At 72.9% G+C, this 15,477-nt stretch carries 15 protein-coding genes; 11 read left to right on the top strand and 4 right to left on the bottom strand.

All coding sequences use genetic code 11. The features are described from left to right. Nucleotides 1-10 precede the first annotated feature (10 nt). The 6 genes from rimO to FDM97_RS26170 all read left to right on the top strand — a co-directional run bounded on the left by rimO (nucleotide 11) and on the right by FDM97_RS26170 (nucleotide 4,369). Nucleotides 11-1,501, top strand: coding sequence for a 30S ribosomal protein S12 methylthiotransferase RimO (gene rimO / locus FDM97_RS26195; protein WP_137992936.1), 1,491 nt, complete (start codon nucleotides 11-13; stop codon nucleotides 1,499-1,501). Next, the gene (gene pgsA, locus FDM97_RS26190; protein ID WP_254705765.1) at nucleotides 1,498-2,349 is read left to right on the top strand and encodes a CDP-diacylglycerol--glycerol-3-phosphate 3-phosphatidyltransferase; all 852 of its coding nucleotides are present in this window, start codon (nucleotides 1,498-1,500) and stop codon (nucleotides 2,347-2,349) included. The genes rimO and pgsA overlap by 4 nt, the downstream gene beginning before the upstream one ends. Then, nucleotides 2,346-2,855, top strand: a complete 510-nt coding sequence (locus FDM97_RS26185; RefSeq protein ID WP_137992935.1) for a CinA family protein — start codon at nucleotides 2,346-2,348, stop codon at nucleotides 2,853-2,855. Before pgsA ends, FDM97_RS26185 begins: the two co-directional genes overlap by 4 nt. Nucleotides 2,856-2,964: 109 nt before the next feature. Continuing rightward, nucleotides 2,965-3,339 carry a helix-turn-helix domain-containing protein gene (locus FDM97_RS26180; RefSeq protein ID WP_137992934.1) on the top strand — a complete coding sequence of 125 codons (375 nt, stop codon included), beginning with the start codon at nucleotides 2,965-2,967 and terminating at the stop codon, nucleotides 3,337-3,339. A 158-nt stretch (nucleotides 3,340-3,497) separates the two neighbouring features. After that, a complete protein-coding gene (locus FDM97_RS26175) occupies nucleotides 3,498-3,974 on the top strand; it encodes a Dps family protein (protein ID WP_137992933.1) in 477 nt (158 codons plus the stop codon). A gap of 110 nt (nucleotides 3,975-4,084) precedes the next feature. Next, nucleotides 4,085-4,369 (top strand): hypothetical protein, encoded by a 285-nt coding sequence (locus tag FDM97_RS26170; RefSeq protein WP_137992932.1) that lies wholly within the window; start codon nucleotides 4,085-4,087, stop codon nucleotides 4,367-4,369. Here the strand turns inward: FDM97_RS26170 and FDM97_RS26165 are convergent. Genes FDM97_RS26165 through FDM97_RS26155 form a run of 3 tightly spaced genes read right to left on the bottom strand, consistent with a single transcriptional unit; the run spans nucleotide 4,317 to nucleotide 10,591 of the window. Beyond that, the gene (locus tag FDM97_RS26165; RefSeq protein WP_137992931.1) at nucleotides 4,317-5,081 is read right to left on the bottom strand and encodes an SDR family NAD(P)-dependent oxidoreductase; all 765 of its coding nucleotides are present in this window, start codon (nucleotides 5,079-5,081) and stop codon (nucleotides 4,317-4,319) included. The two genes, FDM97_RS26170 and FDM97_RS26165, sit on opposite strands and share 53 nt — an antisense overlap. A 32-nt stretch (nucleotides 5,082-5,113) precedes the next feature. Further along, nucleotides 5,114-5,911: an Fpg/Nei family DNA glycosylase gene (locus FDM97_RS26160; protein ID WP_137992930.1), complete on the bottom strand. Its 798-nt coding sequence runs from the start codon at nucleotides 5,909-5,911 to the stop codon at nucleotides 5,114-5,116. Between the two features lie 30 nt (nucleotides 5,912-5,941). Continuing rightward, nucleotides 5,942-10,591, bottom strand: coding sequence for an ATP-dependent helicase (locus tag FDM97_RS26155; protein WP_137992929.1), 4,650 nt, complete (start codon nucleotides 10,589-10,591; stop codon nucleotides 5,942-5,944). 92 nt (nucleotides 10,592-10,683) lie between these two features. Here FDM97_RS26155 and FDM97_RS26150 point away from each other — a divergent pair, with 92 nt between their 5' ends. The 3 genes from FDM97_RS26150 to FDM97_RS26140 are packed head-to-tail and all read left to right on the top strand — an operon-like array spanning nucleotide 10,684 to nucleotide 12,666. Then, nucleotides 10,684-11,553, top strand: a complete 870-nt coding sequence (locus tag FDM97_RS26150; protein WP_175439236.1) for an AraC family transcriptional regulator — start codon at nucleotides 10,684-10,686, stop codon at nucleotides 11,551-11,553. Between the two features lie 10 nt (nucleotides 11,554-11,563). Continuing rightward, a complete protein-coding gene (locus tag FDM97_RS26145; RefSeq protein WP_137992927.1) occupies nucleotides 11,564-12,361 on the top strand; it encodes an AzlC family ABC transporter permease in 798 nt (265 codons plus the stop codon). Further along, entirely contained in the window at nucleotides 12,358-12,666 is a 309-nt protein-coding gene (locus FDM97_RS26140; RefSeq protein WP_137992926.1) for an AzlD domain-containing protein, read from the top strand. The genes FDM97_RS26145 and FDM97_RS26140 overlap by 4 nt, the downstream gene beginning before the upstream one ends. Nucleotides 12,667-12,749: 83 nt before the next feature. Here the strand turns inward: FDM97_RS26140 and FDM97_RS26135 are convergent, their stop codons facing one another. Beyond that, nucleotides 12,750-13,679, bottom strand: coding sequence for a hypothetical protein (locus FDM97_RS26135; RefSeq protein ID WP_137992925.1), 930 nt, complete (start codon nucleotides 13,677-13,679; stop codon nucleotides 12,750-12,752). A gap of 79 nt (nucleotides 13,680-13,758) precedes the next feature. Here FDM97_RS26135 and FDM97_RS26130 point away from each other — a divergent pair, with 79 nt between their 5' ends. After that, nucleotides 13,759-13,953 carry a DUF3046 domain-containing protein gene (locus FDM97_RS26130; protein ID WP_137992924.1) on the top strand — a complete coding sequence of 65 codons (195 nt, stop codon included), beginning with the start codon at nucleotides 13,759-13,761 and terminating at the stop codon, nucleotides 13,951-13,953. A 375-nt stretch (nucleotides 13,954-14,328) separates the two neighbouring features. Continuing rightward, a complete protein-coding gene (locus tag FDM97_RS26125) occupies nucleotides 14,329-15,477 on the top strand; it encodes an AI-2E family transporter (RefSeq protein ID WP_137992923.1) in 1,149 nt (382 codons plus the stop codon).

The raw sequence follows: 15,477 nt of genomic DNA, 5'->3' as shown, positions 1-15,477 counted from the left end.
TCTTGAGCCCATGCCCGAACGCCGTACCGTCGCCCTTGTCACTCTTGGCTGCGCCCGTAACGAGGTGGACTCGGAGGAGCTCGCAGGCCGCTTGGCAGCGGACGGCTGGGAGCTCGTCGAGAACGCCGAGGACGCCGATGTCGCCGTCGTCAATACCTGTGGATTCGTCGAAGCCGCGAAGAAGGACTCCGTCGACGCCCTCCTCGAAGCCAATGATCTGAAGGATCACGGCAAGACCCAGGCCGTCGTCGCGGTCGGCTGCATGGCCGAGCGGTACGGCAAGGAGCTCGCCGAGGCCCTCCCCGAAGCCGACGGCGTGCTCGGCTTCGACGACTACTCCGACATCTCCAACCGGCTGCAGACCATCCTCAGCGGTGGCAGCGTCGAGGCCCACACCCCGCGTGACCGGCGCAAGCTGCTGCCGCTGTCCCCGGTGGAGCGGCAGAAGGCCGCGGCCGAGGTGGCGCTGCCCGGGCACGGCACCGTGGACGCCCCGGAGAACGTGCCCGCCGACCTTCCCGACGGCCTGGCCCCGGCCTCCGGGCCGCGCGCCCCGCTGCGCCGCCGGCTGGACACCAGCCCCGTCGCCTCCGTGAAGCTCGCCTCCGGCTGCGACCGCCGCTGCTCCTTCTGCGCCATCCCGTCCTTCCGCGGCTCCTTCGTCTCGCGGCGTCCCTCGGACGTCCTGAACGAGACGCGCTGGCTCGCCGAGCAGGGCGTGAAGGAGGTCATGCTGGTCTCCGAGAACAACACCTCGTACGGCAAGGACCTCGGCGACATCCGCCTTCTGGAGACCCTGCTGCCCGACCTCGCGGCGGTCGACGGCATCGAGCGCGTCCGGGTCAGCTACCTCCAGCCCGCCGAGATGCGGCCCGGCCTGATCGACGTCCTGACCTCGACCGAGAAGGTCGTCCCGTACTTCGACCTCTCCTTCCAGCACAGCGCCCCGGACGTGCTGCGGGCCATGCGCCGCTTCGGCGACACCGACCGTTTCCTGGAGCTTCTGGAGACGATTCGGGGGAAGGCCCCGCTGGCCGGTGCCCGGTCCAACTTCATCGTCGGCTTCCCCGGCGAGACCGAGGCGGACTTCGCCGAGCTGGAACGCTTCGTCACGCACGCGCGGCTCGACGCCATCGGCGTCTTCGGCTACTCCGACGAGGACGGCACGGAAGCCGCCACGTACGAGCACAAGCTCGACCAGGAGGTCGTCGACGAGCGGCTCGCCCACCTCTCGCGGCTCGCCGAGGAGCTCACCGCCCAGCGTGCGGAGGAGCGGATCGGAGAGACCCTGGAAGTACTCGTCGAATCGATCGACGAGGAGGACGGCGTGATCGGCCGTGCGGCCCACCAGGCGCCCGAGACGGACGGCCAGGTCGTCCTCACCGCGGACTCCGCCGCGAGCCGGGATCTCGCTCCCGGCCGTATGGTCATGGCGAAGGTCGTGGGAACGGAAGGCGTCGACCTGGTGGCCGAGTGTCTTTTTGAGGAGGCGGGCAGATGACCGGAGTCCCGGCATCCGCTACGGGCGGGACCGGTAGGCCTGCGCCCGGCGCCAAGCTGGGCACTGCGGCCGTCAACCAGGCCAGCCTCTGGAACATCGCGAACATCCTCACCATGATCCGGCTCGTGCTCGTGCCCGGCTTCGTGGTGCTGCTGCTCCAGGACGGCGGGCACGACCCGGTCTGGCGCGCGTGGGCGTGGGCCGCCTTCGCCGTCGCCATGATCACGGACGTGTTCGACGGCCATCTGGCGCGGACGTACAACCTGGTCACCGACTTCGGGAAGATCGCCGACCCGATCGCGGACAAGGCGATCATGGCCGCCGGGCTGATCTGTCTGTCGGCGCTCGGGGATCTGCCCTGGTGGGTGACGGTCGTGATTCTCGCGCGAGAGCTCGGGATCACGGTGATGCGGTTCTGGGTGATCCGGCACGGGGTGATCCCGGCCAGCCGCGGCGGCAAGATGAAGACGCTGGCGCAGGGCACGGCCGTCGGCATGTACGTGCTCGTGCTCACCGGTCCACTCGCCACGTTGCGCTTCTGGGTGATGGTGGTGGCCGTCGTGCTGACGGTCGTCACCGGTCTGGACTATGTGCGACAGGCGATCGTCCTGCGGCGCAGGGGGCTGGCGGAGGAGCGGGCCGCGGCGGAGGCGTCAGTGGCCTCTGGGGCGTCTGCGGCGTCGGCGGAATCGGCGGTGTCGGAGGCGTCTGCGGTGTCGGCGGCGGGTGGCGAGTCCGTGCCGGCGCCGGCGAGCGAGTCGCCGGGGCCGACGGCTGAGGTGCCGGGGGCGCCTGGGGCGTCCACGACGGGGCCGAAGGCGGGCCCGGCAGCGGGGTCGGCGCGATGAACGGGGCCGCCCGGGTGCTGGAGCTGCTTGCGGAGCGTGGTCAGACCCTGGCCGCCGCGGAGTCCCTCACGGGCGGCCTGGTGGCCGGGGAGCTCACCTCGGTGCCCGGAGCATCGAAGACCTTCCTCGGGTCCGTCACGGCGTACGCCACGGCCGTCAAAGAGGAACTTCTGGGGGTCGACGAGACCCTTCTGGCGGAGCGTGGCGCGGTGGACCCCGAGGTCGCGCTGCAGATGGCGGTGGGTGTGCGCTACCGGCTCGGCGCCGACTGGGGCATCGCGACGACGGGCGTCGCCGGCCCCGAACCGCAGGACGGACAGCCCGTCGGAACGGTGTACGTTGCCGTCGCAGGGCCCGTGGGGGCTGGGAAAGTGGCCGCATTGCGGTTGAACGGCGGCCGTGCGGAAATCCGTAGAGAGAGTGTACGGAGCGTGCTGGAACTGCTCGGCGACGAACTCTCGGGAAATGCGCGGGCACAGGATACGGAACAGAACGGGGGGAATTGATGTTTGCAGCCCTGAGTGAACACGACATCGCTCCCCGCACGGCCGCAGCGCGAGGCGGTACGGTGGGGCGTGAAGGATGCGGCTACGCGGTCCGAGGAGGGAGCCACCGATGATTCTGCTCCGTCGCCTGTTGGGTGACGTGCTGCGTCGGCAGCGCCAGCGCCAGGGCCGTACTCTGCGCGAAGTCTCCTCGTCCGCCCGAGTTTCGCTCGGCTATCTCTCCGAGGTGGAGCGGGGGCAGAAGGAGGCTTCCTCCGAGCTGCTCTCCGCGATCTGCGACGCGCTGGACGTACGGATGTCCGAGCTCATGCGTGAAGTGAGCGACGAGCTGTCACTGGCCGAACTGGCCGCGTCGGCAGCGGCGAGCGAACCGGTGCCCGCACCGGTACGCCCGATGCTCAATTCGGTGTCGGTGACGGGTGTAGCCACCGAGCGGGTGACCATCAAGGCGCCCGCGGAAGCGGTGGACGTCGTCGCTGCCTGAGACGAAGTGGGCGAGAGCCCCGGGTGGTGCCCTGTACGGGCGCCGGCCGGGGCTTTCGTCGTCTTCGGCTGGGCACAGGTTTCCTTTTCGTACGAGATGCCCTGGTTTATGACTTCGTGCCATGGTGGGGAGAACGTACGACTGGTTGGAGACCCCGTATGTCTGTCGTGAAGAGCTCCCTGTCCGACGCCGACCTCAGGACGGTCGGCGGCGCCCTGCAGGGCGCGCTGGTGGACCTGGTCGATCTCGCCCTGGTGGCCAAGCAGGTGCACTGGAACGTGGTGGGACCCCGGTTCCGCTCCGTCCATCTGCAGCTCGACGAGGTCGTGGTCACCGCGCGTCAGCACTCCGACATCGTGGCCGAGCGCGCCTCGGCGCTCGGAGTCACGCCTGACGGGCGATCGGCGACGGTGGCGTCGACGAGCGCGATCGGGGCCGTTCCGGTGCCGGACGGCTGGATCAAGGACAAGGACGCGGTGGAGATCCTGGTCCAGGCGCTCGGCACGGTCGTCACACGGATGCGGGAGCGCGTCCTGGCGACCGCCGAACCCGACCCGGTCAGCCAGGACGTACTCATCGGCCTCACCGCCGACCTCGAGAAGCATGCGTGGATGTTCCAGGCGGAGAGCGCCTAGGCGTGGCGGCCGCGTTGCGCGTGCCGTGCGCCGGGTGCGCTGGGTCTGCCTCCCGTGCGCCCTCCCGCCGGGTGATACGGCCGGTCTAGCGTCGACCGGAGGAGGCGGCCATGGTACGGCGACGGGTTCCGCTGGTGACGCTCGTGTGGATCGCGGGCGGGCTGGTGGCCGGCGGGCTGTGGTGGTGGGCGGTGCTGCGACTGGCGCTGGTCCCGGAGCAGTCGGGGCTGGTGGAGGGGGCGGTCGCGGCCGGTGGCTGGGGGCTGAGTCTGCTGCCGGTGCACGTGACGGCGTCCGCAGGCGCGGGCGGTCGGGCGGTCAGGGGTGCCACGGGCGCGCGCGTCACCACGGCATCGCGACCCCGCCGTTGGGGCGGAGGATCTGACCCGTCGTGAACGACGCTGCGTCGGAGGCGAGGTGGAGGACCGCGTGCGCGATGTCCTCCGGCTCACCCACCCGGCCCAGGGGGGAGCGGCGGGCCATGGCCGCCTCCGCCTGCTGCTGAGCGGCGGGCTCGTGACGGTCGGTCATGGGGGTGCGGATCCAGCCGGGGGCGATCGCGTTGACCCGGATGCCGTACGGGCCGACCTCGGTGGCCAGGGTCTTGGTCAGCTGGACGACGGCGGCCTTGGTGACGCTGTAGCAGAGCAGGCCCGCGCTCGCGGTGTCCATCGCGCCTGAGGCCATCGTGACGATGGAGCCGCGCGTGCCCGTCGCGATCATCGAACGGGCCGCCTCCTGGCAGGCGTGGAGCACGCCCTTGAAGTTCACCGCGAGAACGCGGTCGAGGTCCTCGTCGCGGGTCTCCAGGACCGTGCTCGTGTGCATGATCCCGGCGACGGCCGCCATCGTGTGCAGCGGGCCCGCGCTCGCGACGGCCGCGGCGAGGGCGGCGCGGTCGGTGACGTCGAGGGTGTGGGTGTGTGCGGTGCCGCCCTGTGCGGTGACGAGATCCGCGGTCGTGCGGAGGCCGAGCTCGTCGCGGTCCGCGCAGTGGACGGTGGCGCCCGCCTGCGCGAGGAGCGTGGCGGTGGCACGGCCGATGCCGCTCGCCGCGCCGGTGACGAAGGCGGTGCGGCCGGTGAAGTCGTACGCCGTGAGGGCCATGACCGGACCGTACGACCAGATCTGACGCTCCGTCAATTAGTTGGGGCGGAGGGACCCTTCTGACATCCGGGGCACCAGTACGTGACGCGGTCGCCGAGCTCCGCCCGGCGGACGGCGGCGCCGCAGCGGGGGCAGCGGCGACCCTCGCGTCCGTACACATGCAGCGGCTGCCCCGGCCTCCGGGTCGTGGTGGTCCGGCGGTCGGGGCGGTCCTTGTTCGCGTCCAGGAGGCGGTGGGCGGTGGCGACCAGGCGTTCGGGGACACCGGGCGGGAGCTCGCCGACGGGGAGCCACGGTGTGACGGCGGCGAGGAACGCCAGCTCGGACTTGTAGACATTGCCGATGCCCGCGAGATTCCGCTGGTCGAGGAGGGCCTCGCCGAGGGGGCGGGCGGGGTCGGAGGTCAGCCTGCGGACGGCCTCCCCGGGGTCCCAGTCCGGGCCGAGGAGATCCGGGCCGAGATGGCCCACGACCTCGGGCTCGTCCGCGGTACGGATCAGTTCGAGGACAGGGAGGCGGTAGCCGACGGCGGTCCGCTCGGCGTTGCCGAGGATCGCCCGGATCTGGTGGGCCGGGCCGCCGCGCCAGCGCTCGCCCGTGGCGTACACCTGCCACGACCCGTCCATGCGCAGATGGGAGTGGAGGGTCAGCCCGTCCTCGATCCGGGTCAGCAGGTGCTTGCCGCGCGGCGTCACGTCCAGGACCGTACGGCCGGTGAGGTCGGCGGTCGCGAACCGGGGAACGCGCAGGTCGGAACGGGTCAGGACGCGCCCGGCGAGGGCTTCGCGCAGTCGGCGGGCGGTCTGCCAGACGGTGTCTCCTTCGGGCATGACTCCATGATGCGGGACCGTGCCGCCCCTCTACGGCCGCAGGCGCAGCCCTCTCGGGGTGGCGTGGAAGCCCGCCGCCTCCAGGGCCCGGGCGAGCGGCGAGGTGAGGGCCGTCGCTCCGTTGACCCGCTCCACCGTGATCGTGCCCAGGGAACCCGCGAGGGCGGACGCGGCCAGGGACTCGGACGCGGCTCTCAGCGCCGGATCGTCCGGGTCGGTGGGCCAGGACAGCAGGGTCTTGCCGCCCCGTTCCATGTAGAGCGTGAGCTCCCCGTCGACCAGGACGACCATGGAGCCGGCCTTCCGGCCGGGCTTGTGCCCCGCACCCGTCGGCGGCTCCGGCCACGGCAGCGCCGCCCCGTACGCGTTGGCCGGGTCGGCCGCGGCCAGGACCACCGCGCGCGGGCCGGCGCCCGCCTCCGCGCCACGGTCCCGGGCCGTCGCCGCCGCGCGCAGCCGGTCGACGGCGCCGTCCATGGCGAACTGGGCCGCGCCGAGCCCCTCCACCACATAGCCACGGCGGGCCTGCCCGCTGTCCTCGAAGGCGGACAGGATGCGGTACGTGGCCGAGAAACCGCCCTCGACCCCTTCGGCGGCCACGGCGCCCCGGGTGACCACGCCGTGGCGGTCCAGGAGGGTGCGGGCCAGCGCGTGGGCGCGGTGGGTCGGCTCCGGCTCGAGCGGCGGAAGCAGCGACCAGCGGCCGCTGACGGTCGGCGGGCCCGTCCGGGAGACGGGCCGGGCCGCCGCGCCGAGCGTGCCGTAACGGCCGCGCGGGACCGTGCGCTTGGCGCGGTGGGCCGTGGACCCCGCCGTACGGCCGGAGCCGAGCAGGGAGCGCAACGGGGCGAGGGTGTCGTTGGTGAGCCGTCCCGACCAGGCCAGGTCCCAGACGGCGTCGGCGAGTTGGGGGTCGGTGGCGTCCGGGTGGGTGGTGGCCCGCACCTGGTCGGCGATCTGACGGAAGAACAGGCCGTAGCCGCCGGAGAGGGTGGTGAGCACCGACTCGTGCAGCGCGGTGAGTTCGAGCGGGTGCGGCGGCGGGAGCAGCAGGGGCGCCGCATCGGCCAGATAGACGGAGACCCAGCCGTCCTTGCCGGGCAGGGCGCCGGCGCCCGCCCAGACGACCTCGCCGGTCGTGGTCAGCTCGTCGAGCAGCGCGGGGGAGTAGTCCCTGACCCGGGACGGCAGGATCAGCTTCTCCAGGGCCGAGGCCGGCACGGGCGCGCCCTGCAGCTGCTCGATGGCGCGGGCCAGTCCGTCGATCCCGCGCAGGCTGCTGCTTCCCAGGTGCTGCCACTGCGGCAGGAAGGTGGCGAGCGCGGCCGGGGGCACGGGCTCCAGTTCGTGGCGCAGGGCCGCCAGCGAGCGACGGCGCAGCCGGCGCAGCACGGCGGCGTCGCACCACTCCTGGCCGATCCCGGAGGGATGGAACTCGCCCTGCACGACCCGTCCGGCGGCGGCCAGGCGCTGAAGGGCGCCGTCGGTGACGGCCGCGCCGAGGCCGAAGCGGGCGGCGGCCGCGGACGAGGTGAACGGCCCGTGCGTGCGCGCGTGCCGGGCCAGGAGATCGCCCAGCGGGTCCTTGACCGGCTCCGTGAACGCCTCGGGCACCCCCACCGGCAGGGCGGTGCCGAGCGCGTCCCGCAGCCGTCCGGCGTCCTCGATCGCCGCCCAGTGGTCCGCCCCGGCGATCCGGACCCGGATGGCCCGGCGGGCGGCTCCCAGCTCCCCCGCCCAGGCCGGATCGGCCCCGCGCTCGGTCAGCTCGGCCTCGGTGAGGGGACCGAGGACCCGCAGCACGTCGGCGACACCCTCAGCGTCCTTGATCCGGCGGTCCTCGGTGAGCCACTGGAGCTCCCGCTCCAGCTCGGTCAGTACCTCCGCGTCGAGCAGCTCGCGCAGCTCCGCCTGGCCGAGCAGCTCGGCGAGCAGGCGCGAGTCCAGGGAGAGAGCCGCGGCCCGGCGCTCGGCGAGCGGGGAGTCGCCCTCGTACAGGAACTGGGCGACGTAGCCGAAGAGCAGGGAGCGGGCGAACGGCGACGGCTCGGGAGTGGTCACTTCGACCAGGCGGACCCGGCGGGACTCGATGTCGCCCATCAGCTCGGTGAGCCCGGGCACGTCGAAGACGTCCTGGAGGCATTCGCGGACGGCTTCCAGGACGATCGGGAAGGAGCCGAACTCGCTCGCGACCTGAAGCAGCTGGGCGGCACGCTGGCGCTGCTGCCAGAGCGGGGTGCGCTTGCCCGGATTGCGCTTGGGCAGCAGCAGCGCCCGCGCGGCGCACTCGCGGAACCGGGAGGCGAAGAGGGCCGAGCCGCCGACCTGGTCGGTGACGATCTGGCCGATCTCGCCCTTGTCGAAGAGCGCGTCCGCCGCGCCGATCGGGGCCTGGTCGGAGTCGTACGTCGTGTCCACGTGCGCCGGGTCCTGGTCCAGGAGGTCCAGGCCCATCAGATCGGCGTCCGGCAGCCGCAGCACGATCCCGTCGTCGGCGTGCATCACCTGGGCGTCCATGCCGTACCGCTCCGCGAGCCGGGCGCCGAGGGCCAGCGCCCACGGGGCGTGGACCTGGGCCCCGAAGGGGGAGTGGATGACGACCCGCCAGTCGCCGAGCTCGTCCCGGAACCGCTCGACCAGGATCGTGCGGTCGTCCGGAACATGGCCGCAGGCCTGGCGCTGCTCGTCCAGATACGCCAGAACGTTGTCCGCGGCCCAGGCGTCCAGGCCCGCGGCGACCAGCCGCAGCCGGGCGTCCTCGGCGTTCAGCGACCCGACCTCGCGCAGGAACGCGCCCACCGCGCGGCCCAGTTCCAGGGGGCGGCCCAGCTGGTCGCCCTTCCAGAACGGCAGCCGGCCCGGCACACCGGGGGCCGGGGAGACCAGGACCCGGTCCCGGGTGATGTCCTCGATCCGCCAGGAGGTCGTGCCGAGCGTGAAGACATCGCCCACCCGGGACTCGTAGACCATCTCCTCGTCGAGCTCGCCGACCCGGCCGCCGCCCTTCTTGGGGTCGGCCCCCGCCAGGAAGACGCCGAACAGACCCCGGTCGGGGATCGTGCCTCCCGAGGTGACGGCGAGCCGCTGCGCGCCCGGGCGGCCGGTGACCGTGCCCGCGACCCGGTCCCAGACCACGCGCGGGCGCAGCTCGGCGAACGCGTCCGAGGGGTAGCGGCCGGCCAGCATGTCCAGGACGGCCGTGAAGGCGGACTCGGGCAGCGAGGCGAACGGCGCGGCCCGCCGGACCGTGGCCAGCAGGTCGTCCACCTGCCAGGAGTCCAGGGAGACCATCGCGACCAGCTGCTGCGCGAGAACGTCCAGCGGGTTCGCCGGGATGCGCATCGACTCGATCGAGCCGCTGCGCATCCGCTCGGTGACCACGGCCGCCTGGACGAGGTCGCCCCGGTACTTGGGGAACACCACGCCCGTGGAGACGGCCCCGACCTGGTGCCCCGCGCGGCCCACGCGCTGGAGACCGGAGGCGACCGACGGCGGCGACTCGACCTGGACGACCAGGTCCACCGCGCCCATGTCGATCCCCAGCTCCAGGCTGGAGGTGGCCACCACGGCGGGCAGTCGGCCCGCCTTCAGGTCCTCCTCGACCTGGGCGCGCTGCTCCTTGGAGACCGAGCCGTGGTGGGCGCGGGCCAGCAGCGCGGGCGCGCCCTGGGCGGCGCCGGACTGGGCCATGATCTCGGCCGGCGGGGGGCCGTCCGGGAGGGGCTCGCCCATGGCGCGTTCGTACGCGATCTCGTTGAGCCGGTTGCACAGCCGCTCGGCGAGGCGACGCGAGTTGGCGAACACGATGGTGGAGCGGTGGGCCTGGACGAGGTCGGCGATGCGCTCCTCGACATGCGGCCAGATCGAGGGCTTGTCGCCGCCATCCGTGCCCTCGGAGGCCGGGGAGCCTCCCCCTGTCTTCGCCGGGGGGACCCCCAGCTCTCCCATGTCCTCGACCGGGACGACCACCGAGAGGTCGAACTCCTTGCCGGAGGGCGGCTGGACGATCTCCACCTTGCGCTGCGGGGAGAGATAGCGGGCCACCTCGTCCACCGGACGGACCGTCGCCGACAGACCGATCCGGCGGGCCGGGCGGGGCAGCAGCTCGTCGAGCCGCTCCAGGGACACCGCGAGATGCGCGCCGCGCTTGGTCCCGGCGACCGCGTGGACCTCGTCCAGGATCACCGTCTCGATCCCGGCGAGCGCGTCGCGCGTGGCGGAGGTCAGCATCAGGAACAGCGACTCGGGGGTGGTGATCAGGATGTCCGGCGGCTTCGTGGCCAGCGCGCGGCGCTCGGCGGGCGGGGTGTCGCCTGAGCGGATCCCGACCCGCACGTCCGGCTCGGGCAGCCCGAGCCGGACCGACTCCTGGCGGATGCCGGTCAGCGGGGAGCGCAGATTGCGCTCGACGTCGACGGCGAGCGCCTTCAGCGGGGAGACGTACAGCACCCGGCACCGCTTCTTGGGGTCCGCGGGCGGCGGGGTGGAGGCCAGCGCGTCCAGGGAGGCGAGGAAGGCGGCCAGGGTCTTGCCGGAGCCGGTCGGGGCGACCACGAGCACGTCCGAACCGGCGCCGATGGCCCGCCAGGCACCCTCCTGCGCCGCGGTGGGCGCGCGGAAGGCCCCGGTGAACCAGCCACGGGTCGCGGGGGAGAACGAGTCGAGTGCAGACCTGACCATGCCACCCATCGTGCACCCCGCCACTGACAACCGCCCGGACCTGGGGAAACTCCCTTCGTGGCCGGAGCGGCCCGTGACGCAGAATGGGGGGCATGGCGACTGGGGAGCGGGCACGGTACTGGCAGTACCCCGAGCTGCCCGGCGTCGACCTGCTGCACGCCCACTACGTGCGCAAGGCCTTCGCCCGGCACACCCACGAGTCCTTCGTCTTCGCCGCGATCACGGACGGCGTGGAGGCCTTCCACTACCGTGACGATCTCGTGCACGCCGGCCCCGGACAGATCGCCCTGGTCAATCCCGACACCCCGCACACCGGGCACGCGGGTGTCCCCGAGGGCTGGACCTACCGCACGATCTACCCCGACGCGGAGCTGATCCGGTCCATCGCCGCCGACACCATCGCGCTGCGGGGCGACGTCGGGTTCACCGAACCCGTCGTGGACGATCCGTACGCCGCGCAGCTCGTGATCGGGGTCCACCGGGCCGCGGAGGAGGGCAACGCGCTGGCCGCCGACAGTCTGCTGCGACTGGTCACGGCGAGGATGCTGCGCAGCCACGGGGGCCGCATCGCCCTGCTCGCCCCCCGCTCGGCCGGCGCGCGCAACGCGGCACGCGCGCGTGCCGTGCTCGAGGAGCGGATGGTGGATCCGCCGACCCTGGAGCGCCTGGCCGCCGACCTCGGCACCAGTCCCTTCGCGCTGCTGCGGGCCTTCCGGGAGGCGTACGGGATGCCCCCGCACACCTGGCTGACCGACGCGCGCGTGCGGCGGGCGCGGCGGCTGCTCGACGCGGGGACGGCCCCGGCGGAGGCGGCCGTGGCCGTCGGCTTCACCGACCAGCCGCACCTGAACCGGCACTTCGCGCGGAGCGTGGGCGTGCCGCCGGGGGCGTACCAGCGCGCGCGGGGCGCCAGGACACGGGGTGCAAGAACGTACAAGACCGCCGGCGGCCGGGACTCGTAACGTCCCTCGCGTGGCAGAACAGACAGCACCTCCAGTCATACGGGAGAGCACGAAGGCGGACTCGGCGGTCGTACGCGACGCGCTCGGGGTCGGTATCGCCGTCGGTCTCTCCGGCTTCGCCTTCGGCGTGACCTCCGCGGGATCCGGACTCAGCCTGCTCCAGACCTGCGCGCTCAGCCTGCTCGTCTTCACCGGCGCCTCGCAGTTCGCGCTGGTGGGGGCGCTCGCGGCGGGTGGGAACCCGTTCACGGCCGCGGCGGGCGCGTTCTTCCTGGGCACCCGTAACGCCTTCTACGGGCTGCGGCTGTCCCAGCTCCTCGCCCTGCCGCGCGCGGTCAGGCCGTTCGCCGCCCAGTGGGTGATCGACGAGACGACGGCGGTGGCGCTCGCGCAGCCGACGCGACGGGCCGCACGGATCGGGTTCAGCGTCACCGGCCTCACGCTCTACGTGCTGTGGAACCTGACGACCCTGCTGGGCGCCCTCGGGGCGGAGGCCATCGGCGACACCGACGCCTGGGGTCTGGACGCGGCCGGCCCCGCCGTCTTCCTCGCGCTGCTCGCGCCCATGCTGAAGACGGCGACGGAGCGGTACACCGCGGGGATCGCCGTCGTGCTAGGCCTCGGGTTGCTGCCGGTGCTGCCGGCCGGTGTCCCGGTCCTGGTGGCGGCGCTCGCCGCGCCCGCCGTGCTGTGGGCGCGGGGCCGCCACATGGCCGGGGGCAACGTCGGCACCGGTGGCGCCGGTGGCAGTGGTGGCAGTGGTGGCACCGATGGCACCGATGGCAGCGGCAAGGGGGATGTCCGATGAGTGTCTGGATCGCGATCGGCCTCACGGTCGTCGGCTGCTACGTCGTCAAGCTGGTCGGGCTCCTCGTGCCCGAGGGCGCCCTGGAACGGCCCCTCGTCCGACGGCTGGCGGCCCTGCTGCCGGTCGCTCTGCTCGCGGCGCTCACCGCCCAGCAGACCTTCAGCGCGGCCGGCGCGCTCGTCCTGGACGCCCGCGCCCTGGGCGTCGCCGCGGCCGCCGTCGCCCTCGCCCTTCGGGCGCCCTTCCTGGTGGTCGTCGGCGCGGCCGTGGTGGTCACGGCGGGAGTGAGGGCGCTGGGCGGGTGACGCCCTCATGCATCGACCCCGCCGTGCCCGTGGTGCGCGCCGCGTGTGCCGTTTGCGCCTCGCACCGCCCGGCGCGTGGGGCGTCAGGTGATCGGACGGCCGTGGGCGCGCAGGGTCCGCAGCGCCTCGATCGTCACCATCGGGCGCGCCTCCAGCGCCGTGCCCGGGGCCCACTGCCGCCAGGTGACCGGCCAGCCGCCGTCCTCCTGCTGGCGGGCGGCGAGGTGGTCGAGGGAGCGCCCCATCTCCTCGTCCGTGAACCAGCGGCGGGCCAGCGAGTCCGGCACGCGCGCGTAGTCGTACGGGAAATGGTGCTCGCCCGGCGCGTACCCCGGTGCCACCGGGAACTCGTCGAGGCGCTCGGGGTCCAGGACCGCCAGCCGCTGCTCCCGCACCAGGCGCCCGAGCCGGTCGGCCACCGCCTGGGCCCGCGACCGGTCGGGGACCCCGTCGAGGAAGGCGACGGCGGCCTCGATCTCGTACGGGTGCGAGGTCTCCAGCGACTCGACCGCCGACCAGCAGAACTCGGTGGCGCGGAAGAGCCAGGCGTGCCACACCTGGTTGCGGTGGAGCAGTCCGACCACGGGGCCGGTGGACAGCAGCGCGCTGGGCGGGTCGTCGACGATCGGTACGAAGGGCGCGGCGGGATAGCCGCGCAGCGACGGGTGGACCGCGGGCAGCGCGCCGTCCACCGTGGACACCTCGGTGAGATAACGGCAGATCCGCTCGACCCGCAGCCCGCCGCAGCGGCCGATGGAGTCGAGGACCCGCAGCGCGTGCCCGGTGTGCAGCGGCTGGCTGACCGGGCCGCGCAGGTCGGGTTCGAGCGCGTGGCCGTAACCGCCGTCCTCGTTGAGGTAGGCCGTGAGGGCGACCTCGACGGGTTCCGCGCCACCGCGCAGGAAGTGATAGGCGAACCGCCGCTGTTCGAGCACGCGGGCCGTCAGCCAGATGAAGTGCTCGGCGCGGGCGAGGGGGGTCGCGTGCGGAGTCGCGACAGGAGTTCCAGCCATGGTCCGACCGTAGGCCGCCGACAGCACGTGACAAGGCCTAAGCAGCGGGCTGCACTCTTGGGGGCGGGATACTGGGGGCATGCGGTTGACGATTTTCTGGGAGCGGATGGCGGACCACTTCGGTGGGGCCTACGCCGAGTCCTTCGCGCGGGACCATGTGATGTCCGAACTGGGCGGCCGTACGGTGCGTGAGGCACTGGACGCCGGCTGGGAGGCGAAGGACGTGTGGCGGGCGGTCTGCGCGGCCGTCGACGTACCGGCCGACAAACGCTGACGCGGAGGGCCGGGACGGATTGTCCGCGCGGTGCGCGAGACTGGCGGGGTGGCTCCGACTGACGAAACCGACGAGACCGACAAGACGACCGCCCGTGGGTCCGCCCACGGGCACGCCGACAGGGCCTCCGACCAGGCCGTGACCGGGAGAGCCCCGGAGGCGGGGACCGGCGGGCCGACGGCCGTGCGCACCGCCCCTGTCCTCACCGACGTGCCAGTGCCCGGCGGCGAGCCGGCCGTCCCTGGTCCGTCCGGAACCGGTACGTCCGCGTCCGGTGCACGTGGAGTACCCGCAGCACCTGAAGCAACCGAAGCACCTGCCCCCGAAGCCCCCGAAGGCCCCGAAGCCACCGGTGCAGCGCGGCCCGCCGCCCGGATGCCCCGCTGGCTGCCGCGCGCCCTGGTGCTCGCCCTCGCGCTCTACGCCTGCTTCCAGCTGGGCAGCTGGGCCTTCCATCAGCTCATCGGGCTCCTTGTCAACATCCTGCTCGCGTTCTTCCTGGCCCTCGCCATAGAGCCGGCCGTCGGGCGCATGGCCGCCCGGGGCATGCGGCGGGGACTCGCCACGTTCCTCGTCTTCCTCACCGTGATGGTCGTCAGTGTCGGCTTCGTGGTGCTGCTCGGCTCGATGCTGGCGGGCCAGATCGTCGACATGGTCGAGAACTTCCCCAAGTACCTCGACTCGTTGATCAACTGGATCAACCAGACCTTCCACACCGAGCTGTCCCGGGTCGAGGTCCAGGACAGCGTGCTCCGCTCCGACTGGCTGCGGAAGTACGTGCAGAACAGCGCGACCGGCGTCCTCGACGTCTCCGCCACGGTCCTCGGCGGCCTCTTCAAGCTGCTGACGATCTTCCTGTTCTCGTTCTACTTCGCCGCCGACGGTCCCCGGCTGCGCCGCGCCCTGTGCTCCGTACTGCCCCCGGCCCGCCAGACCGAGGTGCTGCGGGCCTGGGAGATCGCCGTCGACAAGACCGGCGGCTACCTCTACTCCCGCGGCCTGATGGCGCTGATCTCCGGCGTCGCGCACTTCATCCTGCTGGAGTTCCTGGGCGTTCCGTACGCGCCCGCGCTCGCGGTCTGGGTCGGCCTGGTCTCGCAGTTCATCCCGACCATCGGCACGTATCTGGCGGGCGCGCTGCCCATGCTGATCGCGTTCACCGAGAACCCCTGGTACGCGCTGTGGGTGCTGGTCTTCGTCGTGGTCTACCAGCAGTTCGAGAACTACATCCTCCAGCCGAAACTGACGTCCAAGACCGTGGACATCCATCCGGCGGTGGCCTTCGGCTCGGTGATCGCCGGTACGGCGCTGCTCGGCGCGGTCGGCGCGCTGATCGCCATCCCGGCGGTCGCCACCCTCCAGGGGTTCCTCGGCGCCTATGTGAAGCGGTACGACGTGACCGACGACCCGCGCGTCCACGGCCACCGCCGCTACGGGGAGGCTGTCGTCGCCCGGCTGCAGAAGGCGCTGCAGCACAAGAAGGAGCAGGGCGAGCAGGCGCCGCCGCCGGAGGGCGGCGCCTGA

The sequence above is a fragment of the Streptomyces vilmorinianum genome, from assembly GCF_005517195.1.
GTDB lineage: Bacteria > Actinomycetota > Actinomycetes > Streptomycetales > Streptomycetaceae > Streptomyces > Streptomyces vilmorinianum.
This window is presented reverse-complemented; position numbering and strand designations above follow the sequence as displayed.